The organism is Candidatus Accumulibacter contiguus (assembly GCF_036625285.1).
In the GTDB taxonomy this organism is placed as follows: Bacteria; Pseudomonadota; Gammaproteobacteria; order Burkholderiales; family Rhodocyclaceae; genus Accumulibacter; species Accumulibacter contiguus.
This window is the reverse complement of record NZ_JAZKUC010000001.1, coordinates 3,605,352-3,631,007: the sequence shown is the minus strand read 5'-3', so window position 1 is coordinate 3,631,007 and position 25,656 is coordinate 3,605,352. Positions and strand designations below refer to the sequence as shown.

Here is a 25,656-nt window from a genome sequence, read left to right as displayed (position 1 = left end):
TCCTGAATAGCGAATACGTGAGCGGGAGTGAAAAACCCCACACCCTTGTGAGGTGTGGGGTTTAGTGAATCTCTACCCACCGCCCTGGGGCGGTGGGTCAAACTCTGCACGATCGGTCAGATCGTGAAGAGTTCCGTAGCTTGGGTAAAGGTGGAAACCGACGACAGATCGACCAGACCCGCGATCTTCACCACAATGTCGTTGGCATCGAGCCCGGTTTGCTGAACTGCAGCAGCCGTGCTGTTCACCATGGCCACCAGATAGGTGTCGCCACCGTACTGGAACCAGTCGATCACACCGGTGTTGGCCGCCAGATTGGCCGAAGCCGCCGTCGAACCCTGCGCCTGCTTGAGCAGAGTGTAGTTGGCTGCCATGTTCAGCGCGTCTGCCAGACTGCTCGCGGCAGCCACGTTGATCTGCGACGCGGCCACTTCCGCCGCCGTAGCATCTGTTCCAGGCGTGGAGTCACCGAGCATGGAGAAGGCATCGCCCGTTCCAGCAAAGCTGACTTTGTTGCCGGTAATCGTCGAACCGCTGGCGAAATTGACCGTGGTCTTGGCGTAGGTGTCTGTCGTCCCTCCCGTGACAGCCGCCGTCACGACAACCGTTTCTGCACCGGCATTGGCTGTATTCACCGTACCGATGTTGACCGTGGCGAGAGTGCCCACGGTTACAGAAGTCGTACCCGCACCCGAAGCGACGTTGATCGTATCGCTGGCCCCCGTAGCCGTGATCGTATTGGTGCCCGTACCGACCGAGATGACGTCGTTGGCACCACTGGCGGTGATTACATTGTTGCCATTGCTCAGGGTGATGGTGTTGGCAGAGCCCGAGGCGGTCAAAGTGACCACACCTGCACCAGAGTCCGCCGCCAGAAGCGAACCAGGGACGCCTTGGGTAAAGACATCACTGGCACCAGTCGCCGTAATGGTGCTGTTCTGCCCAACGGCCAGCTTGAAGGTCACGCCACTGTTGGCAATGGCGGTGGTGCTGCCCAGCGTGACGGCTGCCGTTGCCAACGACGAGTCGATTGTCGTCAGCGCGGTATCGGTAATCGCCTTGACATCAAGCGCCGCACCTCCGCCGACAACCTTGATGGTGGCCAGGGTGTTGGTGCTGCCGCCATCGACCAGTGAGTTGATGGTGGTTGCGGCGCTCGGGGTGAGAACCAGCAGGCCATCGCCGGTGGTGGTGATTGACTTGTAGAGCGGACCTGCGGTGACGTCCAGGGTCAGGCTGTTCAGCCCGGCAGTGCCGGTCTGGGTGACGCTCACCGCTTCGTTGGACGCCGCGCCGTTAAGGGTCAGCTTGGCCGAAGGTGCCAGGTTGGTGATGCTCGTGGAAACCGAACCCATCTCGGCTGCGACGATCGTGTCGGCGGAGAAGCCGGCCTGGTTGTAGACCGCAACCGCTGCCGAGCCCGAGTTGACCGCATTCGAGGTCACGTTGGTCACCGTATCGCTGACCACGGCCCCCTGCGCACCCGTGCTGCCAAAGCCCGTGCTCGATGCCACTCCGCTCAGTTGCACGAGAATATCCTTGGCATTGGCACCAGCAGCCAGCGTTGCGGCAGCGTCGGATGCCACCACATAGCTGTTGCCTGCGGTGGAGAACACGGCCACCTTGTTGGCGCCGCCGGTCGAGGTGGAGTTCACCAAAAGCTCGGCGGCGCTGATCAATTGTGCCGTAGTGAACTCCGAGAGGCTGTGGCCACCGGTGGCGCTGAAGGTGATCACGCCGTTGCTGATGGTGTAGGTCAGGTTGCCCAACGCCGTCAGGAGCGCACCGGAAGGATCAAGAACATTGGCCATGGTCGCTGCGCCGGTCACGGCGGACACGGCAGCAGCGACGGTGACATTGCTCACCGGAGTCTTGCCCGCCGTGGCGAAGTTCAGCGAATCGCTGAGCAACAGGTTACCAACGGTGAAGCTCGTGACGCCACCGGTGGTGCCGTTGTTGGTGACAACGCGACCATCTGCCAGCTTGAGCGTATCCACCGTGGCGGTGGAAGCGGCCAGGTTGACCGTCTCGCTACCCGACGAGTAGCGATGGACGGTATCGCTCCAGGAACCACCGAGACCCACGGTGTAGGTGCCGCCACCCGAACCGGAAGTGAAGGAATCGTTCGCGGTGGCATAGTTGATCGCGGGGGCGTTGATTGCAATACCACCCGTACCGGTATTTACTGGTTGAGACACCGCACCGATCTGCACGACACCAAGCGTCCCGCCACCCGTGATAACCACGTTTGCTCCGTTTGCGACTGCGGAAAACAGGCCGTCCTTCGCATCAACAGCCGCCGCATTCGCAGCAACCGCGTTGATCGCCGTAACCAGCCGGGCCGCCATCTGTGCGGCGGTTTCTCCCCCTGCCCCAGCGGCAGCAGACGTCACGTTAACACCATTCAGGACCACCCGAACGGTATCACCCGCGGCAAAGGCGGCGCCAACACCCGAAAGCGTGATCGTGGCTTCTTCGGCCCCCCCAACCAGCGAGGCGGCTACCGTACCCGTACCGGTATTAACTGACTGGAATACCGTCGCAGAGAAAAGGGCGGCTTTGGTGAGCACTACATTCCCACCACTGGCGGTAGCGACCACCCCGGTTGCTCCGGCATTGATCAATGCGGCCAGACCCGTTGCAACCGTTGCGGTGCTAGCGGCAGCACCAGCAACCGTGTATGTGAATGTGGTGCCATCGATTACCACCTCAGCCGTATCGGCAATTGCAAATGGCGTTGCGCTGCCTGCCGTCGCACCGAGGCTGACCACGACCACCTCTGTACCCCCCGTTGCACCAGTCGCCTTCAGAGAACCTGCTCCGCCAGAGATGGCGGCACCCTTGTTGGAGACGACCACAGCGTCCAGATCGACCGCAGTGGAGTTGGTGACGGCGATACTGCTGAAGCGTGTGCTGGCATCGGTCAAGGTCAGCTTACCGGTGCCGCTGATGGCCAGGGTGCCGGTTCCCGCTGTGCCGGTATCCACCAAGGTCATGGTGTTCGCCAGGATTTGCTTGTTGCCGCCGGCACCGTTGCTGACGATCGAGAGGGTCTCGTAGCCGTTGGCCGTCACCGTATTGGCATTGATGCCGACAGTTTCGCCGGTAATGGCATTGACGGTGTTGGTGTTGAGGTTGATCGTCAAGCCATCGGTTGTCCCCAACGTGGCGGCGCTGGGGGTCAGCGTCGTCGCAAAGCCCGGTGCTGCCGTAATCGACAGCGACGCATCCTTGGCCATGTTGGTGAGAGTGGGAGCGCCCGCCACAGCACCCAGAGTGACGCCGGTGAAGCCCGTGGCATCGTAGGTGCCGTTGGCCAGCGTACCCAGACCCAGGAACTCAAAGCCCTTGACCGCCGCAGTGTTCCCCATGGCGAGGTCGGTGCCCGCCGCGACGTAGTTGGCCACGATGACATCGGTGCTGCCTGAACCACCGGTCAGCAGAACCTGATTGCCATAGGAAAAAGCGTTGCTAGAGACCGTGAGCGTAGCCTTGCCGGTACCGCCGGTGAACTTTTGGCTTACGCCAGCAGTTGACGTCACGGTCAGATCGGTCGTCACGGCACCCGAGCTGGCGAGCGCATCGATCGAAGCGATCTTGCCCAGCGTGCCAACGTTCTGCAGTGTGACGGCGCCGGTGCCCTTGAGGGTAATGTTCTTCAGCTCGGCGTCGAGGTTGAGGTTGACCGTTGCGGCGGCAGTGTTGTTGACCGTCAGATCCGTTGCCTTGACCGCCTGCACTGCCAGAACTGCCGTCGAGGCCGTCCCATTGTCGGTCACGGTAACGCTGGTGGCCTTGGCATCAACTACGGATACGGCGTTGTTGATCGGCGCACCATTGACCCAGAGGGCCGCGCTATTCCCGCCCTGGGTAATGCTCAGGGGATGGGCAGCCGTGTTATTGGTGATGGTAATGGTGTTGGCACCACCTTGGGTATTGAGGACCGACAAACTTTCCAGCGCGTCCGACCGCAGGACAAAACCGTCATTGAATGCCAGACCTTCCATCACGACGTTCTTCAGCGCGCTGACGCCAACGGCCTTACCGGCGTTGCTACCGCCAGTCGCGAGGGTCGATTGGATGTCGATGATGGCATCGACGTCAGCCCCCTTGACGGAAACCGTTTGCGCGCCATTGGTGCGAATCTGCGAGACAGACGTGCCATAGGCGGTCGTGGATCCGACTGTCGTGGCATTGACGATGTTGACATTGCCCGTCGGTGCCAGTGCGGCGTCCTTGAGCGCGCTGCCCGCCGCGTTCAGGGTGTCCGAAGCCGTACCAATATTGATGCCGCCACGGGTCTTGGTCGTGGTGATGTCCACCGTCGTTCCGCCTAGAACCGCCGTTGTATCTTGACCGGGGCCGCTGAAAGTGCGGGTAATGCCTACAGCGCCGCTCGGAACGGTGTTGACCCCGCCTACGACAGCACCCACGACAACATTACCACCCGTCGTATTCACGGTGACCGAGGTACCGCCATCAACCGTGACATTGCCGGCGTTGGTACCGGCCAGGTAGGCGCCGTTACCGGTAAGCATGTCGGACTGAGTCACGGTAACGGCACCGGTCGGAGCGCTATTAACGGCAGTGCCGATGTTCACGTTCTGACCCTTGGCGTTGACGGTGACCGCCGCGCCACCGTCAACAGTGACGGTACGAGCCGCGCCATTGCCATTCATGGTTTCAGTGACGCTCACGTTGCCGGTGGGGTTACTGACCTGATCGACTACCGCGTTGGCCGCGCGACCAATCGTAACGTTAGCGCCGGTGGTGCTGACGGTAACGTCAGTGCCCCCGGTGATCAGGACAGCACCCTCGACAGGAGGTGTCGCGGCAGCAACCGCCGCCGAAACGCTGGCAGCCGTCGCGCCACCAGCCGCGGCGGCTGTGTTGGCCACGGTTGCGAAGGCCGTACCAGCCATGGCGGCCGCAACGGAGGCAGGCGTCGCGCCAGCAATCGCGGCGGCTGTAGCGGCTACACCCGCCGCGCTATTTACCACTCCGGTATTGGTCACGCTGATCGTGCCGGTGGGGTTGAGGCTGTTTTCCTTGACAGCGCCTAGGTTGCCAATGTTGACCGCGTTGGCGGCGTTGGTGGTGACGGAGACATTGGTGCCGCCGAAGACGCCGATCGTACCGCTCGCCGTGTTGTTGTTGCTGGAACCCGCCAGGCCGTTGTAGGCAATCTGGGCCGCTTCGTTGATCGTGACGGTACCGGCGGGCTGGTTGTCGCTATCCACACGAGTGACATCACCGACGGTGATGGCGCCCGCACCTTTGAGCGCGCTGTCGGTCACGACGATATCCTGGCCACCAAAGACGGTGACGACACCCGTTCCGGAGGTTTTGACGTTGATGTTGCCCGAAGGATTGGCCAGGATGCCGGAGGACGTGTTGCCGGTATTGGCTGGCGTGTTGCCGACGTTGATGGTACCGGTATTGCTGGTCGAGCTCGTGGTGACATTGACCGTCGTGCCCCCGAAAACGCCCACCAAGCCGGTGCTCGTGGAGTTCTGGTTGACGACGATGGCACCGGTAGCGACCTCGGTGGACAACGGAACACGCGCTTGCGCGGGACTACCCACCACGATGTTACCACCGACGCTGGTGGTGGTGACATCGGTGCCGCCGACGACGGTCATGTTACCAGCGACAGCAAAACCGTTATGCGTGGCGGTGACGACGGTGCCGTCCGTACCGTTCTTGGCGGCAATGAGATCCGGCAAATCACCGTTGGTAGTGACCGTGAGGTTGCGCACGTCGGCGTAGCCGACCGTACTGAAGCCCGTACCTGCCGAGGTGTTGTTGGAGCTGTTCAGGATGACGTTCTGGATGTTGAGCAGCGTCACGCCGGCCGGGATGTTGCCGTTGGCAACCCCCGGGGTCAGGTCGGTCACGGTCAAGGTGTTGTCGATTCTTCCGGCCGTACCGGTCAGGAAGTCGCCCGTGTTCAGCGTCGGACCGACACCATCGACATTGAAGTAGGTCTGCGATCCAAAGAACTTGTTCGCCGTCGCAATGTCCTGGGTTTTCAACAGGTAGTACGAGGCTTCCGGCCCGACGGAAGTGTCGTTGACGATGGTCGAGGCAGAGACTGTGGTGCCGTCGAGTGTCACGGTCAGGGTTTCCGTGACGTTTTCGGTCGTGGCATCGGCCACCACGGGGACCGTGATCGTGGCCTTGCCATCGGCACCAATGGTCGCTTTTCCGGTCAGACCGCCGGTCACGTCGGCGGCACTCACACCGGTCAGCGTATAGGGCACCAGCGTCCCGGCGGCAACTCCCGTCGACACCAGATTGAATGTCGCAGAAGCGCCTTCATTCACGGAGGTCGAAGCGGCCGTGAGCGTATAGGGCGGGGGAGGGTCCTCCGTACCGGTCACCGCCACCTTGACCGTGGTCGAGGCTGACAGACCATAGGGGTCGGTGGTCGTGAGGACGAAGGTGTCATTCACTACTTCACCCGCCTTCAGGTCGGTACCCGCGGTGTTCGTATCGGTATGCGTGTAGGTGAACGTGCCGTCCTTGTTATCGACGACCGTTCCGTACTTCCCATCGGTAGCGGTCGTGGTGAGGGCATCGCCGTCGGCATCGGCCACGACCGGGGTAATCTTAGTGCTGGCGCCTTCAAGAATCGCCTGATCAGCGATCGGATCGATGGTGGGAGCGGTATCGAGAGTGACGTTGACTGTGCCCTGCAGGCCGGCGATGTCGGAGACGGAGTACTTGAACGAGCCGACGCGAACGCCGCTGTCAGCAACGAACATGGTGTTGCCGTTTTTCAGCTCCACCACCTGGCCACCTTGCCCACTACCAAAATCAATGTTGACCGTACCCGTCGACGAAACGCCCCGATTGGTCAAATCGTTGTTGCGGAAAGCCGTGACTTCGGCCGGCGTGAAGATGGCGGTGCCCTGACCAGCGACGATGGTACCGGCCACGGTATCATCGCCCATCGCCGGCGTAACCGAGATGTCCTTGACCGCGATGCTGTCGGACTTCCCGCCGAGCGTCAGGGTCATGGTTTCGGTACCTTCGGTGGTGGAGTCATCGGCCAGCGCCACCGTCACGGAGGAGACGCCATTGACGAAGGTGGCCTTGCCGGTGAGCGAGGCTGGAACGACGTCGTCCGCGGTGATGCCGGTGCCGGACAGAGTGTAGTCCACGGTGCCGTTGAACGCGGCGTTGTCAGCCGTGAGGTTGAAGGTGGCATTGGCCGCTTCATCGACGCTGGCCGCGCCGGCGGCCACGGTGAAGACCGGGGTGGTGGAGGTGTCCTTGATCAGCGCGGAGACGGACGCTTTGCCGCTGTCCAGGGCAAGGGTCAGGCTCTCGTCACCTTCGGTGGTGAAGTCGGCCACCACCGGGACGGTGATCGTGGCCTTGTTGCTGAGCACGGTAGCGGTGCCGGTGAGGCCGCCGGTGACGTCGTCTGTGGTGATACCGGTGCCGGAGAGGGTGTAGGGCAGAACGGTACCGTCGGCAACGCCGGTGGTGGCCAGGGTGAAGGTGACGGTAGCGCCTTCATTGACGTTGGACGGACTCGCCGTGAGGTTGTAGGTGATCGGATCTTCGTTGATCAGCACGGTCTTGGAGGTGATCGACGTGAGGCCGTCGAACAGGCTGACCTTGAGGCCTTCGAGACCTTCCGACACCAGATCGGCTGTGACATTGATCGTGAAGGTGGCGGTTGCCGCGCCCGCAGCAAACGTGACGGCGCCGGAAGCCGGGGTGGAATCGGTACCGGGGGTAGCCGCATTCACGGTCCCGCCATTGGTATCACCAACCGTATTGAAGGTCAGCGTTTTCTCGGCGGTGGTGTCGGTCCGGGTAACGGTGAAGGTGACCGTCGAACCTTCGATCGCGACATCCGTGCTGGAGGCGAGCGTGTAGCTGCTGACGGGGCCGGGGCCGATGACCACTGGGGGACCAACCACCGCTGGCGCACCGGGCGCTGGCACTGAGGCGCCCAATGCCGCAGCAAATTCCGAATAACTGGCGTTGGGGTGCTCCGCGACATCGCCCGAAGTGGCGTTGGCGCCAACGTCATAGACAAAATTGACGGCGCCGAGGATACGGATCTTGGCGCCGCTGGACAAAGTTAGCTCCGTGGCGTTGTTCAAGAATGAGCTGGATTGAATAGACAAGCCGTCGACCAACTGGATTCTGTTGGTCCCTTCGGTATCGCTGATGGTGATAATTGCGCTGGCTGGGATAGCGCTGGTAAGTATATACGTGTCGTTCCCCGCGCCTCCACGATACGTCGCGTCATTAACAGTCGGGATTAGCAGGTCGTCAGAGGTTGTCCCTGAAACAGAAGTAGCCATGGTGTTTAATTCCTATATTTTAGTGAAACGTCGACTTAGCTCAATCATCGTGTCAAACGCTACAGCACGAAAGCTCCATGCTGTAGCGCTAACAACATCTGACCTTCAGGTTAAGCCAGGGTTTCCAACACGATTTGTGTCAGGGCTGCATCCTGAATACCGGTCAATGTGACACCACCTGCGACGCCACCATTCGGATCCAAAAAGAGCGTTGTTTGGTTCGCGAACGGATCTGCATTGATCGACACCCCCGGAAGTACGGCGAATTGCGCTTCCGTGAACACAGTGCCCACACCGCTATCCTCAAAGACCAGGCTATCCGTCAATGGATCGAAACCATTGATGGTAACCTCGTTATCACCCGCGTTGGTTGCTCGACCACCAACCATCTGGTATGCATACGTAAACGCCTCAGCCACTGCCGGGTTGGCGGTGACGGTGCCGGCTGCCAGATTGACAGGAACACGAACAGGTCCCGGAGGCGTCGTACTGGTATCGATGATCGAGACATTGCTGGTCGCTGCCGTTCCCGTGATGGTCATCGTCAGGGTTTCTGTACCTTCTGTAGTTACGTCCGCGGTCGGGATAACGACCAGAGACGCGGCACCGGTGGCGCCGACGGTCAGGGTCCCTTCCAGCGGGACGGTGGTGTCGGCCGTGGTGATGCCGGTCCCGGAGAGGACGTAGTTGAGTACCGTACCGGCTGCGACGTTGGTCGTAGCCAGGTTGAAGGTGACCGAACTTCCTTCGTTCACGCTGGCCGCCGAAGGCGTCAGGGCGTAAGTGGGAGCACCACCGGTGACGGTGTTGGTCCCACCAGTGCCGGTGCCTGCCGTCAGCGTACCCGTAGCGCCTTCAACGGCGTTATTGGTGATGGTGATGTTGCCCGAGGTCGTGTCGACAATCTTGCTCAGGTTGATGGGATCAGCACCACCGGGATTCGCGGCGAGCGTATCGGTAATCGTCAGGGTGTGGGGAGTGGCACCGACAAACGTGATCTTGCTCAGTGCGTTGTACTGGGCTTGCGTCAGGGTCACGTCGGAGTTGAAAACGATGTTCTCGATACCCGTCAGCGTTGCGCCAGCCAGGTTGATCGCACCGTAGGTCGTCAGCGTGTCTACACCGCCACCCAGATTGATGGTATCGGTGATCACCCGTTGCGTAGGCACGACACCGACCGCCACATTGGCCTGAGCGTTGATGTCGACCCCGTTGTTTACGACCCCAGCGTAGACACCGGTCAGGTAGTTGCCCAGCAGAACTACATTGTCCTGACCACCACCGGTCGCCACGTTGTTTGCGCCGCGGCCCAGGGTGATACCGAGGTCGGACTTGTCGGTCAGGGTCTCGGCTTGAATCGTCAGGCCGGTCGTCGCCCCGGCCACGTTCAGGTTATCGAGGGCGTTGATCGTGAGAATTTCCACGTTTGCACCGCCGGTGGTCTGCGTGGCCACTGCCGCACGAGAAACGGAGGCCTGGTAGCTATCCACCATGGAATCAACGATGCTGTCATTGAGTTGCAGCGTGCTGACCTGAGTGACCGCCAGATCGTTGACGAAAGACAGGGTGCCGATGTTCTTGACATTCGCCAAGTCGCCTTGAGCCACCACGGCAGCGTTGCGAACTTCGATGACGTCAGCGTTACCCAGGTTGGCAACCACCCCGTTACCCACGACGGTGGTGCCGTTCAGCGAGGCAATACCGCTGTTGTTGGTGATGTTGTCAATCGCACCGCCGTCGATGATCGCATTGCCATCGATGTTGGCATCGGACATGATGATGCGGTCAGCGGAACGACCAGGACCTTCGTTGCCCTTGAAGGACCACTTGCTGCCGGCATTGAGAGTGCGGGCATCGAGCGTGACCCCACCGGACGACAGGCCGGCATCGTTGGGGACTCCGACGACCGTACCGTCCTGATTGGTCACTGGCACAGGCACTGCAGCCTGAGCAGCGGTACGGCCGGTGTTGTTGAACAGGTCATTGTCGGCAACGATGGCCAGAGAACCATTGCTATCCTTGTTGGTGGCCAGCAGGTTGTTGGTCAAGGTCAGGTTATAACTGTTGACCGCACCAGCAGCGTTGTTGGCCGCGGCACCGTCACCCACCAGACGGATGGTTTCGAAACCGGAGACGTTGGTCCACTCGGAAGCGCCCAGGGTGATGGGGGTATTTTGACCATCAACAGCCAGAGTGTCATTACCCGCACCGCCGGTAACCGTATCGGAGATCGTCAGGCCTGCACGAGTGTCGGGGACCGCCCCGGCCGGTACGTTATCGAAGATCACGGTGTCGTTGCCCGAACCCATGGCGATGTTCTGTGCACCGACCACGGAGAGGGCATTGGTGCTGACCCGCACGACGACGTTGCTCACTTCGGCAGCAGCGTCGATCGTGGCCGCCACCAGCTTGACCTGACCAGCAGTCAGGGATTGGTCGGCGATGCGCGCCACCGTGGGGCCGGCGTTGGAGCTGTTCAGGTCGGCTGCACCGTTGGTCTCATACTGGTAGATGCCGCCGTTGGCGCCAGCAGTGGTGGTATCCAGGTTCAGGAAGGTGCCCGCCAGGCCGCCGGTCAGGACGACTTTGCCAGTGTGCTGAGCGACGCCGGACAGAGCAACGGTATTGGACTCGGTATCGCTATCCACGAGAGTGACGTTCTCAACCGCACCGGTCGCGCCAGGGGCGTTCTGGGTGCCCAGGGTCAGGTTGAAGCGCGGGTCGATGTTCAGACCTTCCGCGATGGTCAGGGATACGAGATCAGTGGCACCGGCCGCCGTCTTCAGGGTGGCGTTGATGGTGTTTTGCGTAATGCCGTTGGAGCCGGTGTTGCTGTGCTGGGTGTTCAGTGCAGCCGCTTCGACTGCGGTCAGGTTGTTCAGGTTGGTGACCAGGGTTCTGGCGAGCGGAGCGTTATTGGCTGAACCTTCGTTGCGAACCAGGGTGAGGAGGGTATCCGGCAGCTTGTCAAAGTCAACCGTCACGGCACCACCCGCGGAAGCGCGGACCTCGAGGTTTTCCATGCTGGTAACGACTGAAGACACGGAGTTGACCGTGCCGGCGGAGGTGACAATCAGCGTGTCCGTACCGGCGCCGCCGGTGAGGCTGTCGCCGGCCTGAACGGTGTCGCCGAGGATGAACTTGTCGTTACCCGAACCACCGGTGATGGTGACGTTCTGGGGAACGCCGGAGGTGTCCGCCTTGCCCGCGGAAAGCAATCCCGCCTGGATGTTCAGGGTCAGGTTTTTGGTAAAGCCGGATGCATCGATGGCGGAGAGGCGGCCATTGGCCTGCGTCACGCCATTCTGGTAGGTGAGCGACTCGACCGTATTGCCGAGGATCACGGGCACCGGGGCACCCAGGGCCAGGTTCTGATCGCCCGTGATGGTGAGCTTGCCCGCGGTACCGGTATCCATCGGCAGACCCAGAATGCCGATGGTGTTGGATGCGCCGCCCGTGGAGGTCAGGGCCAGTTCTTCAAAACCGTTGAGACCAACGCCACGGGCGCCGATGGCCGAGGTGTTTTCACCGACGTTCAGGGTGCCGATCTGGACGTTGGAAACCTTGAGACTGCCCGCGTTGGGGCCCTGGAGGACGCCAGCACCGTAGGAGAACTCGGCGGTACCGAGCTGGTTGGCATTGGTATTGGCCAGGGAAAGCGTGGCGGCAGGCGTCATCAGGTTGCCTACTTCAGCGCTGTTGATGGCCTGGGAGATGCGGGTGATGTTGACCTCGGTCTGGCCGGTAGCATCCTGGAGGTCAAGCGCAACGACAGCGGCGCCACCAGAACCGGTGAAGGCCGTGTTGATGACTTCAATGCCGGTCAGTTTCGGCGTGATGATCGTGGCGCCGTTGTCGTTGGCGTTACCCAGCGTGGCGTTGAGGGTCGTCGGGGTCGTCGGCGAGGTGCCGGTGCCGGTCAGTTGGTCTTCGTCCTGCAGGGAGTTGATGCGGTCGTCACCGCCCGGGGTATAGACCAGACCCGCCGTGAAGATGTTGGCGGTGGCGATGTCGGTACCGTTGGTGAGCGTGAACGAACCTTCGGGTGCAGTAGGAACATTGCCGAAAGCGACCGAGGCCGTGCTCGAGGAGTTCGCACTGTAGGCAACCGCGTTCCCTACCTTGGTGTTCCAGGCCGTGGCGAAAGTACCGAAGGTCGGGTCGCTGGTCATCAGGGAAAAGTTGTTCACGATCTGGGCGATGACTGCGCCCCGCTCAGTAAAGACGGTGCCGGTGATCCAGCCGGTGAGAAAAACGACCGCCGCATCAAAGGCATCGCCGGTCAGCCCCAGATTGGTGGCGACGATGGTTGCCACGTCGCCGGTCGCCATATTGGAGAAGTCGCGGATGAACAACTGGTTCTCGAGATCAGTCATGGCGCCGGGGGCTGCGGTCGAAGCCAGAACCTGCTGGGTCGTGCTGTAGTCAAGAGCCAGGTTGTACATCGCACCGGCGAAGCGTGCAGTGACGACACTATTGGTGGAGGGGGTGATCATCAAACTTCCTTTCAAAGGTTAACAAATTTTGTGCACAAAGCCGAGGCCTGGTTTTTGGACACTCACCAAAACAGTCTGAGGCAAAGTGCTTCATCTCGTGTCCGGTCTGCTTTCGCTGCGTTGCTTCCCCGGAACCGCTTGGTCTCGGGCGATCCTGTTTTTCGCCAGAGTTGCCACACCATCAGACGAGCACATGGTAGCTTGCCGGAATCCCGCCTGTTTGTGATTGCAATCACAAAGAACTAACTCGCGGTTCGCTGCCCTGTCTATGACAAAACCATCAGTCCCACGGCCGCAAGAAAAAACCCGGATCAGCGCCCGTGAAACTTGAGGCCGAAGTATATCGCATGATTTTCCATATTGAACAGGGCGATGTTGCTTTTTTGCAACGTATTTTCGAGATAAGCCACCATAGACCACTGATCTGCCACTGGATGTTCGTAGGAGAGGCGGCCCGCCAGGCGATCGACGCGGCGTGGCTGCCCGCCGAGCAGCGAACTGTATGGAAGATCGTCGGTGTCCCGGCCACGCTGGACCCACAGCGAAACGGTGTCGGACCCGAGTCTGCGGGCAATGCCGAGGGTGATGTCGGAGCGCCGCTGGTCGCCGCCCAGCCGGTCGGAGTGACGCGCGCGGTCTTCGCGATCCTGCAACAGGACGTTGAGGTCCCAGGTGTCGCCTCGACAGAATAACCAGGCCTTGGGGCCGGCATAACGGCCGGCCTGCAGCGGGGCCGCGGGAAAGTCGCGGTTTTCGACACTGTAGCCGAGATTGCTGGCGCAGCCGGCGGGTGCAAATGGCGGCGGGAGCTGATAGAGCAGACCCCAGCCGCTGCTGAGGTACGTCGGCTGATTGGCCATCCAGAGCCGGGTCTGGCCGAAGCGGAGGCCGATCTGCCCATCGAGGAAGGGATGAAAGTAGGCGGCGTTGGCACTGACGATCGCCTGGTTGGTGTCCGGCTTGCCGGGGCTGTTGCGGGTGTTGATTTCGCCGCTGAACAGGACCAGTCCGCGACCCCAGGAGTGGGCGGCGGAACCGACCCAGGTCGTGCGCGCAGCGCCACCGGGAATGCGCTCGTTGTCGGCCAGTTGCACCGGGACGCTGCCGCCGGGCAGGGTCAGGGTCAGGAACTGAATGCCGGGGGCGCTGTTGAGATTCGACTCGGCGCCCCACAGAAACTCGATCGACCAGTCCAGCAGCCAGCCGTCTCCCTGCGGGACACGGAATTGCTTGGACAGCCACTCCTGTAACGCTAACGGGATGTCGGGGCGTTGCAATACATCTATGAGGATGCTGATGGCGGACTCCCGTTGGCCCACTGCAGCCAGTGCCCGCGCGTACTCGACCTGCACGCCGGGGAGGTCGGGATTGAGCAGCAGAGCTTTCTCCAGCGCCAGAGCCGCTTTCTGGGGATGCTCGAGGGTCAGCTGCAGCACCCCCTGGTAGGCAAAATAGTCGGCCCGATCCTGGCAGGGTTCTTCCAGGCTGGAGAGACGGGCCACTTCGAGCTGGCGCTGGGCCGGCTGCGCCGGCGGCTGGACGGGAAAGGTGGTGGGGCAGGTGGTATCGGTGGCAGCAGGCTCGGATGCCGCCGCCGGGCCGAGGGCCGCAGCCAACAGCGCGATCCCGCAGAGGATCATGGAGCCGGGGGAAAAGTGGAAAAAGGGCGACCGGCTCATGGCGATGGGGTGCAAATGAAAGTGTTGGGTGGATGGCGATGTACCCTTCCACCCTATGTACTCCCCTCCCCCCTCGCGGGGGAGGGGTCGGGGGAGAGGGGATGCCTGTACTCGACCGCGGTCAGCGCTGCCTCCAGAACGACGGCGGTGTCATTGCATATCTCGTGATTCCAGAATCGCAGGACCCGGAATCCTTGTGACTTCAACCATGCCTCTCGTCTTTCATCGCCTGGCGATACCTTGTGTTGCCCACCGTCCGCTTCTGCGACGACACGAGCAGCGAAATGCACGAAATCCACTACATACGGGCCAATCGCTTGCTGCCGCCTGAACTTTTCCCCGTTCAGCCGATGCCCTCGCAGATGTTGCCAGAGCAGATTTAGCTTCGGTTATGTGCTGGTGCGGGGATTTGACGAACTCTTGTGCAACCATTCCCCCTCTCCCCCGACCCCTCCCCCTCGCGGGGGAGGGGTCGGGGGAGAGGGTGGCCTGCACTCGACTGCGGCCAGCACTGCCTCCAGAACGGCTTCGGTGTCATTGCATATCTCGTGATTCCAGAATCGCAGGATCCGGAATCCCTGTGACTTCAACCATGCATCTCGTCTTGCATCGCCTGGCGATTCATTATGTTGCCCACCGTCGGCTTCTACGACAACACGAGCACCGAAATGCACGAAATCCACCACATACGGGCCAATCACTTGCTGCCGCCTGAACTTTTCCTCGTTCAGCCGATGCCCTCGCAGATGCTGCCAGAGCAGATTTTCGGCTTCGGTCATTTGCTGGCGCAGGGATTTGACGAATTCGTGTGCGACCATTCCCCCTTGTATGCTTCGTTTTGTGGTTTTTCGTTCGTTCAAGAGAGGAGATGAAGTCATGGCTGGAAGGGTGTCAAGAGGACCGTGGAATAAATGCGAGAGAGGTATTTTTCTCTTGCGTTTATGCCGCGAAAGCCTCTTGACATCCTGTAAGCCAAGTACACTTGAGGCAGGGGCTGGGGAGGGGTTGATCATCCCCGGCCGCTGCCTCACGGCGAGTGCGGGGTTTGGGGCAGAGCCCCAAGGTTTAGGTCGTAGAGTGCCACGGAGGTGTGGTGGAAACGAGTTCGGAAGGCGACGCACAGCCCGACGCCCCTCTGGGACATCAAGCCCGTGGGAGAGCACTTGGCGTGCATTGTCAGCCGTTTGTCTGAATACCGAACAGTTGCTGGTTGGCACGTGCCGGAAAGCCGTGACCACGTATTTGCAAGGATGGCTATAGATGAACGCTTCTGAATCAACGTTTGTGGGTATTGACGTTTCCAAAGACACGCTGGAGATCGCTTTAGACGACCAATCAAAAACCCAATGCATTGCCAATGCTGACGCTGATATAGCGGCGTTGGTCAAAGAGCTCGTTCCACGTTCTGAGGAGATTGGGGCGATCGTATTGGAGGCCACGGGAGGCTTCGAGCGCCAGGTGGCGGCGGCACTCTGTGCGGCCGGGCTGCCGGTGATGGTGGTCAATCCGAGGCAGGCGCGAGACTTTGCCAAATCCATGGGATACCTTTCCAAGACGGACGCCATTGATGCGCGAGTCCTGTCGCACTTTGCGCGGACACTGCACCAATCGGCGCAGCGGGAACGGCTGTTGATGAAACTGCCCGATGCCAACCAGGAGGCGTTGGAAGCCTTGCTTGTACGCCACAACCAGCTCATTGGCATGCGCGTGGCGGAAGGAAACCGATTGGCCCTGAGCCATGGTTCGCAACACAAGAGCATCAAGGCAGTCCTCAAAATACTGGATCGACAGATCGTGGCGGTTGATAAAAGCATGGCTGGCATGCTGAAAGAGCATTTTGCCGAGAAGCTCGCTTTGTTCAAAGGCTTCAAAGGGGTAGGACCGTGTACGCAAGCGAGTCTGATGGGGGCATTGCCTGAGTTGGGCCAACTCACCCATGCGCAGATTGGCAAGTTGGTCGGAGTCGCTCCATTAAACGCGGACAGTGGTCGCCACAAGGGTAAGCGCATCACCTGGGGTGGTCGAGCGACGGTCCGTACCGCTTTATACATGGCGGCCTTAAGTGCCATACGTTACAACCCCGTCATCAAGACCTTTTATGAACGTTTGCTTGCTAACGGAAAACTCAAAAAAGTCGCGCTGGTCGCTTGCATGCACAAGATGCTGACGATCATGAACGCCATAGTCAAATCGGGTATTCCGTGGAATCCAGAGCATGCAAAATGCGCCTAAAAAAGCTTGACTGGGAACACAGTTGCTCTCCCCCAACCCCTCCCCCACAAGGGGGGAGGGGAGATCAGCAATCGGCGATGTTTCTCAAGTGGATACACAAAACCATAAGATATTGATTATAAAATACTATATGAGGCTCATATCCACGTCTGGAGCACTACCTTTCGACCCTCCTGCTCCCCTCCCCCTCGCGGGGGAGGGGTTGGGGGAGAGGGGGTCTGTACTCGACAGCGGAGGCCATGCCACAGTCAGCCGCTGGTCTGCTGCTCGGCTTCCGCATCGAAAACGAGGCGTAGATGACCCGCGGGATATTTTACAGGGATCGCATATACCGTGCGTGGCTCGGTCAGTCCGGCCAGCAGGAAGTCGCCGAGCCGGTGCGTACGTCCAGAGGCGGCGCGGGCCACCGTGGCACCGATCAGGATGGGATGGGCCAATTCGCCGGTCAGCGCTTGCAGGCGCGTGGCGACGGTCACTGCCTCGCCCAATACGGCGTGCGTTCGTCTGGCGGCCGGTCCAAATGAGCCGATCAGGACCGTGCCGGTTTCCAGGCCGATGCCGAGATCGAGCGGCGGTACATGCCGTGAAGCGATGCGCGGTAACTGCGGCGTACAGACCCGCCAAAGTTCTTCCGCGGCATCGAGGGCGCGGGCGCCGTGGTCGGTACAGGGCGCCGAGCCGTTCCAGACCGCCAGCAGGCTGTCGCCGACCATCTGTTCCACTACCCCGCCGTGCGCTTCGACGATGCGGCTGGCGGTGGTGAAGAACAGGTGCAGGACCATGGCGGTTTCCTCCGGCGGACGGCCTGCGCAATAGGCGGAGAAGTTGCGCAGATCGGCGTGCAGCACAGTGGCTTCGCAGCGCGTGGCGCGGACCTGCGCACACGGCTCCTGGGTGGCCACCTGGCGTGCCACCGGTTCGGGCAGGTAGCTGGCCAGATGGGAGTAGAGGCGCTCGCGCTCGCAGCGCAGGCGGGCAAATTCACCGGCGCTGAGCAGCGTCGCAGCGAATCCGGTGAACAAGCCGGGAGCAACCCAGCCCAGCCACAGGTGTTGTTTGAGCAGCAGCAGGGTGCTCAAACCAAAAATCGCCAGGATGTTGGCCAGGGCCACCATGGGGAGGACGATCGCTGCGCTGCGCGGCGCCAGGCGCAAGGCAGCGAGCAGCAGCAGCGCGCTCAGGCCGCCCAGCAGCCAGGACCACAGCGCAGCGCCGAGTGGCCGATAGGGCGTGCGATCGTCGAGCATGGCAGAGAGCAACTGCGCATGCACTTCGACGCCGCTGACCGCGCGTCCCTGCGGAGTGGGGATGGCGTCGCGGGCACCGAAAGCGGTGGCGCCCACCAGTACCCAGGCTCCCTGCAGCAGGTCGGCAGGTGCCTTGCCCTGCAGCAGGTCCGCGGCCGAGACGGCCAGCAGGCCGGAACGCGGCATCTGGTAGGAGACGCGCAGGTGGCCGGCATCGTCCAGAGGCAGACGCAGGCCGCCGAGGTCCAGCCACCAGGGCGGATCGAGCAGTGATACGCCGGAGTGCAGTTCGGGGACGGCCTGACTCGCGGCGATGGCACCGGCAATCGCCAGCGAGGCGTAGGTTTTGCCGCCGTGACAGATCAGCGCCGGCACCTGGCGGACGGCGCCGTCGGGATCCACCAGCGGCGTGATGTGGCCGGCGAAAGGCGGAGTGCGAAGCTGGTCGTCGCTGGCCATGTAGCCGTACGCCCGCTCGGTCGGCCGGGGACAGTCGGGGAAAGGCAGTGCACCCGCCAATTGGCCGCTGTGCACTACCGGCTCGGGCGACAAGGAGAAGAGCTGCGCCATGACCGTAGGCACCGGGCTCGCCAGGGCGCTGGACAGGCGGGCATCGTCCGGACTGGAACCTTCGAAGAGGATGTCGAGGATTTTCAGGCTGACGCCCGCCTGGTCCAGTTTCTCGAGCAACTCGGCCTGGCGGGCGCGCGGCCATGGCCAGGCGCCGATCGCCTGAATGCTTTTTTCATCGATATCGACGACCACGATGCGCCGCTCCACTGCCTGCTGGTCGGCCATTCGCCAGGACAGGCTGGCCGAGAGTTCGTCCCATTGGGACAAGTCCGACAGGCCAATGGCCAGCAGCGTCAGGGCCATCGCGGCGAAAAGCGCGGCGAGTCGCAGTCGCACCGGTTTCTGCAGCAGGCCAGCGGTGAATGCCGAAGGGATGCGACGGAAAACCCCTCTGGAATGATCGGTCATGGACACGGGCTTTCAGCGACGCCAGAGCGTGGCACCCATCAGGGCGCCATTCCCTATGGATTTACTGAAGAAATAGCCGGCCTGGCTGGTATCCAGTGAAACGGCGCCGGATACCCGGTCGGCGGCGCCGTTGCTGAGAAAGACCCCGGTCGTCCGATCGATCGTTCCGGTCGCGGTCACCGCCTGGGTGCCGACGCTCTGGGCGGTGACGGCAAGCTGTGTGGCGAAGGTGTTGCGACCGAAATCGATGCTCAGCGAGCCGCCGTTCACAGTCGCCGCCGACAGCACACTGTATGGATCACGATAAGAGGCGGTGCTGCTCTCCAGTCGGAAGTTCGCCAGACCGCTGGCATTGGTGAGGGTATTGGTGATGGTCTCGTTGCGGAACAGCATGTAGTAGTCTTCGCCGACCGTGATCTTCTTGTCGTTGCGCGCTTCCCGGAAAGGAATGGTCAGGTTGTCGCCCGGCCGCGGGTCGGTGGCCCAGCGTCCCCAGGTCAGGCTTTCGGTCCGGGGTGGCGTCTGTTGCTCGGCCCGCGCCCGTTCCGCCCGCGCCCGGCTCTCTGCCACTGCGGCCGCTTCCTGCGCCAGAGCCTGTCCAGGACTCCTGCTGTCCGCCACTGCGGTCGCCGTACTGGCGTTGCTGACCCGCTCCTGCAACAAGGCCGGAGTGATCTTGTCGGCCCCTTGCAGGGAATTGACCGGCTGCAGCAGCGGCTCGCGGGCTGCCTGGCGATACACCAGCGCCATGCCGTCCATGGTCGCCGCCAGTTCCCGCGAACGGGGGGTGGCACAGGGCCCGAAACCATCGGCACGGCAGATGTTATCGAGCGGGGCAAGTACGATCGCCCCCTGGTTGACCAGGACGACCGCGCGCTTCGCATCGGCCTGGGTGACGAAGTCCGTCCCCTTGACGCCAATGGCTACCAGCGGTGTGTTCAGGCGAAACTTGTCACGGGCCGCTTGTGCCGCCAGTCCCGAGATGCCGCGTACGGTCCCCGTTTCGAGGTAGAACTTGATCAATGACGCCGAGGGATTGGCCGCGTCGTAGCGGTATTCGACCACTTGCAGCACCGAATCCGGCCGGACACTGACCAGCGCACCGTCGACGAAACGGATATGCACATGTCCGCTGGTGGTGGTGCGAATGACATCGCCGGGGACGATACGGTATCCCCTGGAGACGGGCTCGCTCCTGCCTTCGCGTTGAATCTGGCTGCTGCCGATGCACAGGGTCACTTCGCCAACGGCAGCGGACGCGTGCACTGCCGACGCCGGCGCCAGAAGCACCCACATCACCAGCAGCAAACGCAGCAACCGAGCATGGCGAAGCAGCTCTTTCATCATCACGACCCTTTCCTGTTCGACTCCGGAAAGTATAAGTTCTTGATCGGTCTGTGTGATGTGCGTGGAATCACAAGCGATCGGCTGGCGGCCGTCGCGATGTTCGCTCTAACGGTCATGGCTTTGTGAGACACCCCGGATGATGAAAGCCCTGACCGTTATCGTTTGGAAGAAATGCCCTCCGGTGGCAGCGTGTGCGGCGGCGGATAGCTCGCCGGTGGAGCGGACTGCGGCGATGGGTACGGGGCAGGCGTGTTCGCTGGTGGATAGCCGGATGGGGGCACTGTGGGTGGCGGGTAACTCGGCGGTGCCCTGCGATACACGACTTGTCCCGGTAGTTGATTCCCGCGCGAGTACATGCATTGCAAATAGGTGGTGTCGTAGCGGCGCTGCAGCTCGTAGGAGGAAACATAGGCGGTGTTGCCGCCCGCAGCGCTGCCGAAAAGCAATCCGGTCCCCGCGCCGATCGCGGCACCCTGGCCCGCCTGTCCCGTCGCGGAACCGATGATCGCACCCGCTGCGGCGCCGATGGCGGTCGCCACGGCCGCCGTGCCAACCGCCGCGTCGGCAGCGGCCTGGCCAGCGGGCGCGGTGACCGCCAGCGCATATTGTTGGCACGCGATGTCGTCGATCCGGAACTGGTCGAAGGATTTTTGTTGTCCCGGCAGAACCAGCACCGTGGGACCTGTCGGAAGGGTCACGCATCCTGTCAGGAACAAACTGGCCGCAAGCGGCAGTAAAAAAATTCGCTTTTCCATGATGGATCTCCGTTACGGCCTACTCGGCCAGCTTGGGCCGGGTCATCGTATCCGTATTTGCCTGCGGCACCACCCGCAACCAAGTCTTGCTGCAATCTCGCACGTAAGGGTAGTAACCCGCCGGTTTGGTGCAATAAAACCAGAATGTCGGTGGTGAATCAGGATTACCCGCTACGGACGGCGGATTTGGATCGTATTGGGGCGGGGTGGGCACTTCGATCTGCTGCTCTACATAGACTGTCGGCCCCACCACCGCGTAGCTTGCATACGGGGCGTAGCCGTAGCCGTAGCCGTAGCCGTAGGGATAAGCATAGGGCCAGGCCCCCCAATAAGTAGGTCCACCAAAATACAATCCGACGCCAGGACCCCAGTACCTGCCTCCCCATGTGCCGCGATGGCCGTGCCAGCCACCGTAGTAGCCGCCTGCGTGCCAGTTTCCACCACCCACATGGACGACCCTGCGGCCATCGTAGTAGCCTCCACTTCCACGACCTTGGGCGATGGCGCTACCCCCAATGATCGCAAATAGCGCCAGTGCGGCAAATCCAAGCAGGGGTTTCTTCATTGCGTTCACTCCTCGGCCTCGCTCACCTTCGACCGGCAACCAGGGGTTGGCATCAGCCCGTATTGCGTTCACCCTAAGGAAGCAAGGGAAAAACGAGTAAAATCCAGGACAATCAAAATAATAGAGTTTTTGGCTCGCTTTCGCGACATTATCGCTTAGTTTGCTGAAGTTCGACAGTCTGCCAGACGTGAACACGACGCACTGCAGCTGCGCATGCCTGACTTTCTGTAAATCAATGATGAATGGCTGGAGCATTGCATTCTCCTCACGATATGAGACTTAGTTCAGTGCAGCATGTGCTGCAACGTCTGCACGACATCATCGCCAGCGATACGGGCAAGATGCTCAGCGGCTCGGCCGAAGCAGAGGTCAAAACCTTGCTCGATGAACTCGACACGCAGTCCCTTCCTTCGCAACTCGGGCAGGAATTCCTGAACCGCGAGGTCACCATACTGTTCGCCGATCTGCGCGGGTTTACGGCAATGCTCGCAAATCAACCGGCGGATACCGTCATCAGGATTCTCAATCCCTGCCTCGTCCAGATGAGCGAGATCATTTTCAAGTATCAGGGAAGCATCGACAAGTTCATGGGTGATTCGATCATGGCGCTGTTCGGCGCGCCAGTGCGGCGCCCCGACGATGTTCAGCGAGCACTTGCCTGTGCTGTCGAAATGCAGATGACGATGGATACCCTCAACCTTGCGCACAGGCAGCAGGGAATGCCGGAACTGTACATGGGCATTGGCATCAACACAGGAGAAGTTCTGGCTGGTACGCTGGGATCGAACCTCTATAACGAGTACACCGTGATTGGTGACGAAGTCAATCTGGCTGCGCGCATCGAGGCTTTGAGCTTGCGCGGTCAGGTTCTGATCAGTCAGAGCACCTATGAGCGCTGCAAGGACTTCGTCGACACCAGAGGTCCGATCGACATCTATCTCAAGGGGAAACCAGTACCCGTTAGCCTGCGCGAGCTGATTGGCATTCCTTCGCTGGGTCTCCATGTTCCCCGCCAGGAAAAACGTCGTTCTCACCGCATTCAGGTCAAGTTGCCGTTCGGCTACCAGATCATCGAAAACGGCATTGTCTTTCCCGAGATGCGCCCTGGCACGATTCTCGATCTTGGCTACCACGGCGCTCTTCTTGAACTGGAATGTCAGCTTCCCATTTATTGTGAAATAAAGCTCAGTCTTGACTTGCCGATAGTCGCCTATCAGGCGCGTGACGTTTACGCCAAGATCCTGAATCGCAAGCCTGCGAACGGGATTGTTCGCATGGGTTCCGAGTTCACCTCACTCCCGCCGGAGGCGAACATGAAGATTCAACTGTTCGTTCAACTTCTGGTTTTTGCCGGCCAGTCTTGAGGACCCAGATGCGGCCAATCAGTCCGGAATCTCCCATCCCCACTCGCGGGAGGCGAAGGCGGGGTTTCGCGGAGCGCTGCTCCGCGCCGCCGCAGCCGGCCCGCGATGCAGCTCGGGCCGTGGGAGGAGTCGTGGCAGAGAGAATCGGTCATGACTTTCCTGGTCGGGGGTGCCTGGAAAAGTCATGACCGTTAGCGCTGGTATGCTGCCCAAATCGCGGTGGCGCGGCATGGTCGGGGTCATCCTGGGGTTGCTGGCGATCGTGCCCCTGCTCGGCGTGGGTATCGTGTATCTGGAGCACCCACGTCTGAAGCAGCAGGCCTTTGCGGATGTCAACGCCATCGCCAGCCTGAAGGCCGGCCAGATCGAAGCATGGCTGGACGAGCGCAGAGGAGACGCGATGATCCTTGGCGCCAGCCCCGGCCTCATAGAAGATACCGTACGGATGGCGCGTGACGAGGATGTCCATGCACGGCAGCGCCTGGTGGAACGTTTCGAGACGATCAAACGGGCATACGCCTACGACGGCTTCGTGCTGGTAGACGGAAGCGCCCGGAGAATCCTCAGCCTGGGGTTACACGACATCTTGGCCGAGGCACCTGTCCGGAGGGCGCTCCAGACTGCATTCCAGACCACTCAGCTGACGATGACCGATCTCTATCTGAGCGCGTCGGGCCACGTCCACCTGGACCTGGTTGCGCCGCTGGTGAAGACCATCGATGGCGCGCGGCAGGTGGTGGGTGCCGTGATCCTCGACACTCCGGTCGAAAGTATCGTTTTCCCGTTGATCCAGAGCTGGCCGACACCGAGCCCGAGCGCCGAGACCCTGCTGGTGCGCCGGGAGGGAGATTCCGTGTTGTTTCTGAACGAATTGCGCCATCGCAAGGCAACCGCGCTGGTATTCAGCCAGGCCCTCGACGATCCCGAATTGCCATCTGCCCGCGCGGTCTTGGGCAGTGCGGCGCAGGTCATGGAGGGAAAGGACTACCGCGGAGTCAGGGTGTTGGCTGCGACGCGCCCGATAAGAGCTACGCCGTGGCATCTGGTGGCGAAAGTCGACCGCGATGAAGTGCTCTCTCCGCTGCGCCACCTGGTGTTCTGGGTCGGCCTGGTCGCGACCTCCGCCGTCCTGGTCGTCGCGCTCCTGATCCTCCTGCTGTGGCGCCAGCAACTGCGCACTCACCAACTCGAGCTGGCCACCCAGGGCATGGAGAAGGACCGCCTGCTCAGGTTCTTCTTCGATCTTCCCTTCGTGGGCATGACATTTCTCTCGACGGACCACATGCGCTGGCTGCGTTTCAACGACCGCCTGTGCGAAATCCTGGCTTACCCCCGCGAGGAATTGATCGACAAGACCTGGGCACAGCTCACGCACCGCGACGACGTCGACGCCGACCGGATCCAGTTCGAGCAGGTGTTGAGCGGCGCGAGGAACGGCTTTCAGATGGACAAGCGCTTCGTTCGCAAGGATGGCAAAGTCATCAATGCGATGACCGATGTGAGGGCAGTTCGGCACGAAGACGGACGCGTGGACTTCTTCGTCGCGACCGTTCAGGATATCACCGCGCGCCTGCAGGCCGAGGGTTTCGCTCAGGAGGTGCTGGACAATGTCCATCAAGGATTTGTCGTCTATGACCGAGCGCTCAGGGTGGTCGTCTGGAACCGATTCCTCGAGCACGCCACCGGGGTGCCACGCGAACTGGCCATCGGCAAGCATCTCCATGCGCTTTTCCCGGACGCGCGAGATCTCGGACTGGAAGCGTACCTGATGCGTGCCTTGGCGGGCGAGATGGTCGTTGCCGACGAGTTCGTACCGCGCCTGCTTGGCACGACGGAACTCCTTGCGCCGGAGGCCGCGACGCTGCGTCGCGACGATCCGCATCTTCTCTGGACCTTATCCTCTTATGCGCCCCATCGGAACGCCAACGGCGACATCGACGGCGTCCTCGTGAACGTGGTCGATATGACCGCGCTGAAACACAGTCAGGATTTACTGATCGAATCCAACGAAAAGCTGCGTCAGCTTACCCAATACCTGGAGCGGATACGCGAGGAGGAGCGGGTACGCATCGCGCGGGAGCTGCACGATGACCTCGGCAGCACGCTGACGGGTGTCAAATGGGCGGTCACGATGGCGATCGATCGCGCTCAAGAGGCAGCGCTGCCTGGCGACGAACAGCTTGTCCGCGCGTCGCAATTGCTGGATTCGGCAGTCGATACGATGCGCCGTATCATCAGCGATCTACGGCCAAGTGTCCTCGACCAGCTCGGGGTATGGACGGCGATCGAGTGGTACGCCGGGCAGGTTCAAGAACAGACCGGTCTGCAATGCAAGGTTGCGATTTCTGCCGAGGCCTTGGCAATCGAGCTTGATTCCGAGCGTGCCACCGCGATGTTTCGCATCGTCCAGGAAGCGTTGACCAACTGTGTCCGCCATGCCCAGGCTGCGCACGTCGAGATCCGTATCCACCATGAAGCCGGCGCCGTGATGATCGCAGTAGAGGACGACGGGGTGGGCATTGGCGACGAGGCCGGGATCAAGACCGAATCCTGGGGCCTGCTGGGGATCCAGGAACGTGCCGCCCGCTTCGGCGGCAACATCAGACTGTCGCGCGGCGTCAAGAAGGGAACGGTCATTGTTCTGCACATGCCGGTTTGAGGAG

General features: G+C 61.4%; 13 protein-coding genes. 4 read left to right on the top strand and 9 right to left on the bottom strand.

Going from position 1 to position 25,656, the window contains the following annotated elements; genetic code table 11:
* Positions 1-116: 116 nt before the first annotated feature.
* The 5 genes from V5B59_RS17055 to V5B59_RS17035 all read right to left on the bottom strand — a co-directional run bounded on the left by V5B59_RS17055 (position 117) and on the right by V5B59_RS17035 (position 15,248).
* Complete coding sequence (locus V5B59_RS17055; protein WP_332352063.1) at positions 117-8,327, bottom strand: beta strand repeat-containing protein; 8,211 nt, start codon at positions 8,325-8,327, stop codon at positions 117-119.
* 110 nt (positions 8,328-8,437) lie between these two features.
* On the bottom strand, positions 8,438-12,823 hold the full coding sequence (locus V5B59_RS17050) for a beta strand repeat-containing protein (protein WP_332352062.1): 4,386 nt from the start codon (positions 12,821-12,823) through the stop codon (positions 8,438-8,440).
* Between the two features lie 311 nt (positions 12,824-13,134).
* The gene (locus tag V5B59_RS17045; RefSeq protein ID WP_332352061.1) at positions 13,135-14,439 is read right to left on the bottom strand and encodes a hypothetical protein; all 1,305 of its coding nucleotides are present in this window, start codon (positions 14,437-14,439) and stop codon (positions 13,135-13,137) included.
* A 116-nt stretch (positions 14,440-14,555) separates the two neighbouring features.
* Entirely contained in the window at positions 14,556-14,849 is a 294-nt protein-coding gene (locus V5B59_RS17040) for an endonuclease domain-containing protein (protein ID WP_332352204.1), read from the bottom strand.
* Positions 14,850-14,891: 42 nt separating this feature from the next.
* Positions 14,892-15,248, bottom strand: a complete 357-nt coding sequence (locus V5B59_RS17035) for a DUF559 domain-containing protein (protein WP_332352203.1) — start codon at positions 15,246-15,248, stop codon at positions 14,892-14,894.
* On the opposite strand from V5B59_RS17035, the gene V5B59_RS17030 reads away from it, so the two are divergent.
* Positions 15,129-15,374, top strand: coding sequence for a hypothetical protein (locus tag V5B59_RS17030; RefSeq protein WP_332352213.1), 246 nt, complete (start codon positions 15,129-15,131; stop codon positions 15,372-15,374). The genes V5B59_RS17035 and V5B59_RS17030 overlap by 120 nt on opposite strands.
* Before the next feature lie 388 nt (positions 15,375-15,762).
* A complete protein-coding gene (locus tag V5B59_RS17025; protein WP_332351565.1) occupies positions 15,763-16,734 on the top strand; it encodes a transposase in 972 nt (323 codons plus the stop codon).
* Between the two features lie 248 nt (positions 16,735-16,982).
* On the opposite strand, the gene V5B59_RS17020 is transcribed toward V5B59_RS17025, so the two are convergent.
* The 4 genes from V5B59_RS17020 to V5B59_RS17005 all read right to left on the bottom strand — a co-directional run bounded on the left by V5B59_RS17020 (position 16,983) and on the right by V5B59_RS17005 (position 21,884).
* A complete protein-coding gene (locus V5B59_RS17020; RefSeq protein WP_169072046.1) occupies positions 16,983-18,962 on the bottom strand; it encodes a CHASE2 domain-containing protein in 1,980 nt (659 codons plus the stop codon).
* Between the two features lie 12 nt (positions 18,963-18,974).
* The gene (locus tag V5B59_RS17015; RefSeq protein ID WP_169072045.1) at positions 18,975-20,309 is read right to left on the bottom strand and encodes a FecR family protein; all 1,335 of its coding nucleotides are present in this window, start codon (positions 20,307-20,309) and stop codon (positions 18,975-18,977) included.
* A 155-nt stretch (positions 20,310-20,464) separates the two neighbouring features.
* Positions 20,465-21,064, bottom strand: coding sequence for a glycine zipper family protein (locus tag V5B59_RS17010; RefSeq protein ID WP_288130746.1), 600 nt, complete (start codon positions 21,062-21,064; stop codon positions 20,465-20,467).
* A gap of 19 nt (positions 21,065-21,083) precedes the next feature.
* Positions 21,084-21,884 carry a hypothetical protein gene (locus tag V5B59_RS17005; RefSeq protein WP_169072044.1) on the bottom strand — a complete coding sequence of 267 codons (801 nt, stop codon included), beginning with the start codon at positions 21,882-21,884 and terminating at the stop codon, positions 21,084-21,086.
* Between the two features lie 17 nt (positions 21,885-21,901).
* On the opposite strand from V5B59_RS17005, the gene V5B59_RS17000 reads away from it, so the two are divergent.
* Both V5B59_RS17000 and V5B59_RS16995 read left to right on the top strand, forming a co-directional pair.
* Positions 21,902-22,993 carry an adenylate/guanylate cyclase domain-containing protein gene (locus tag V5B59_RS17000; RefSeq protein WP_169072043.1) on the top strand — a complete coding sequence of 364 codons (1,092 nt, stop codon included), beginning with the start codon at positions 21,902-21,904 and terminating at the stop codon, positions 22,991-22,993.
* 184 nt (positions 22,994-23,177) lie between these two features.
* Entirely contained in the window at positions 23,178-25,652 is a 2,475-nt protein-coding gene (locus V5B59_RS16995) for a sensor histidine kinase (protein ID WP_169072042.1), read from the top strand.
* Positions 25,653-25,656: the final 4 nt, after the last annotated feature.

What these genes read in the sequence shown, in the direction of transcription:
- V5B59_RS16995 (WP_169072042.1), top strand. Translation starts at nt 23,178, where the DNA reads ATGACCGTTAGCGCTGGTATGCTGCCCAAATCGCGGTGGCGCGGCATG.
- V5B59_RS17050 (WP_332352062.1), bottom strand. Translation starts at nt 12,823, where the DNA reads ATGATCACCCCCTCCACCAATAGTGTCGTCACTGCACGCTTCGCCGGT.
- V5B59_RS17000 (WP_169072043.1), top strand. Translation starts at nt 21,902, where the DNA reads ATGAGACTTAGTTCAGTGCAGCATGTGCTGCAACGTCTGCACGACATC.
- V5B59_RS17030 (WP_332352213.1), top strand. Translation starts at nt 15,129, where the DNA reads ATGTTGCCCACCGTCGGCTTCTACGACAACACGAGCACCGAAATGCAC.
- V5B59_RS17025 (WP_332351565.1), top strand. Translation starts at nt 15,763, where the DNA reads ATGAACGCTTCTGAATCAACGTTTGTGGGTATTGACGTTTCCAAAGAC.
- V5B59_RS17010 (WP_288130746.1), bottom strand. Translation starts at nt 21,064, where the DNA reads ATGGAAAAGCGAATTTTTTTACTGCCGCTTGCGGCCAGTTTGTTCCTG.
- V5B59_RS17005 (WP_169072044.1), bottom strand. Translation starts at nt 21,884, where the DNA reads ATGCTCCAGCCATTCATCATTGATTTACAGAAAGTCAGGCATGCGCAG.
- V5B59_RS17020 (WP_169072046.1), bottom strand. Translation starts at nt 18,962, where the DNA reads ATGACCGATCATTCCAGAGGGGTTTTCCGTCGCATCCCTTCGGCATTC.
- V5B59_RS17015 (WP_169072045.1), bottom strand. Translation starts at nt 20,309, where the DNA reads ATGATGAAAGAGCTGCTTCGCCATGCTCGGTTGCTGCGTTTGCTGCTG.
- V5B59_RS17055 (WP_332352063.1), bottom strand. Translation starts at nt 8,327, where the DNA reads ATGGCTACTTCTGTTTCAGGGACAACCTCTGACGACCTGCTAATCCCG.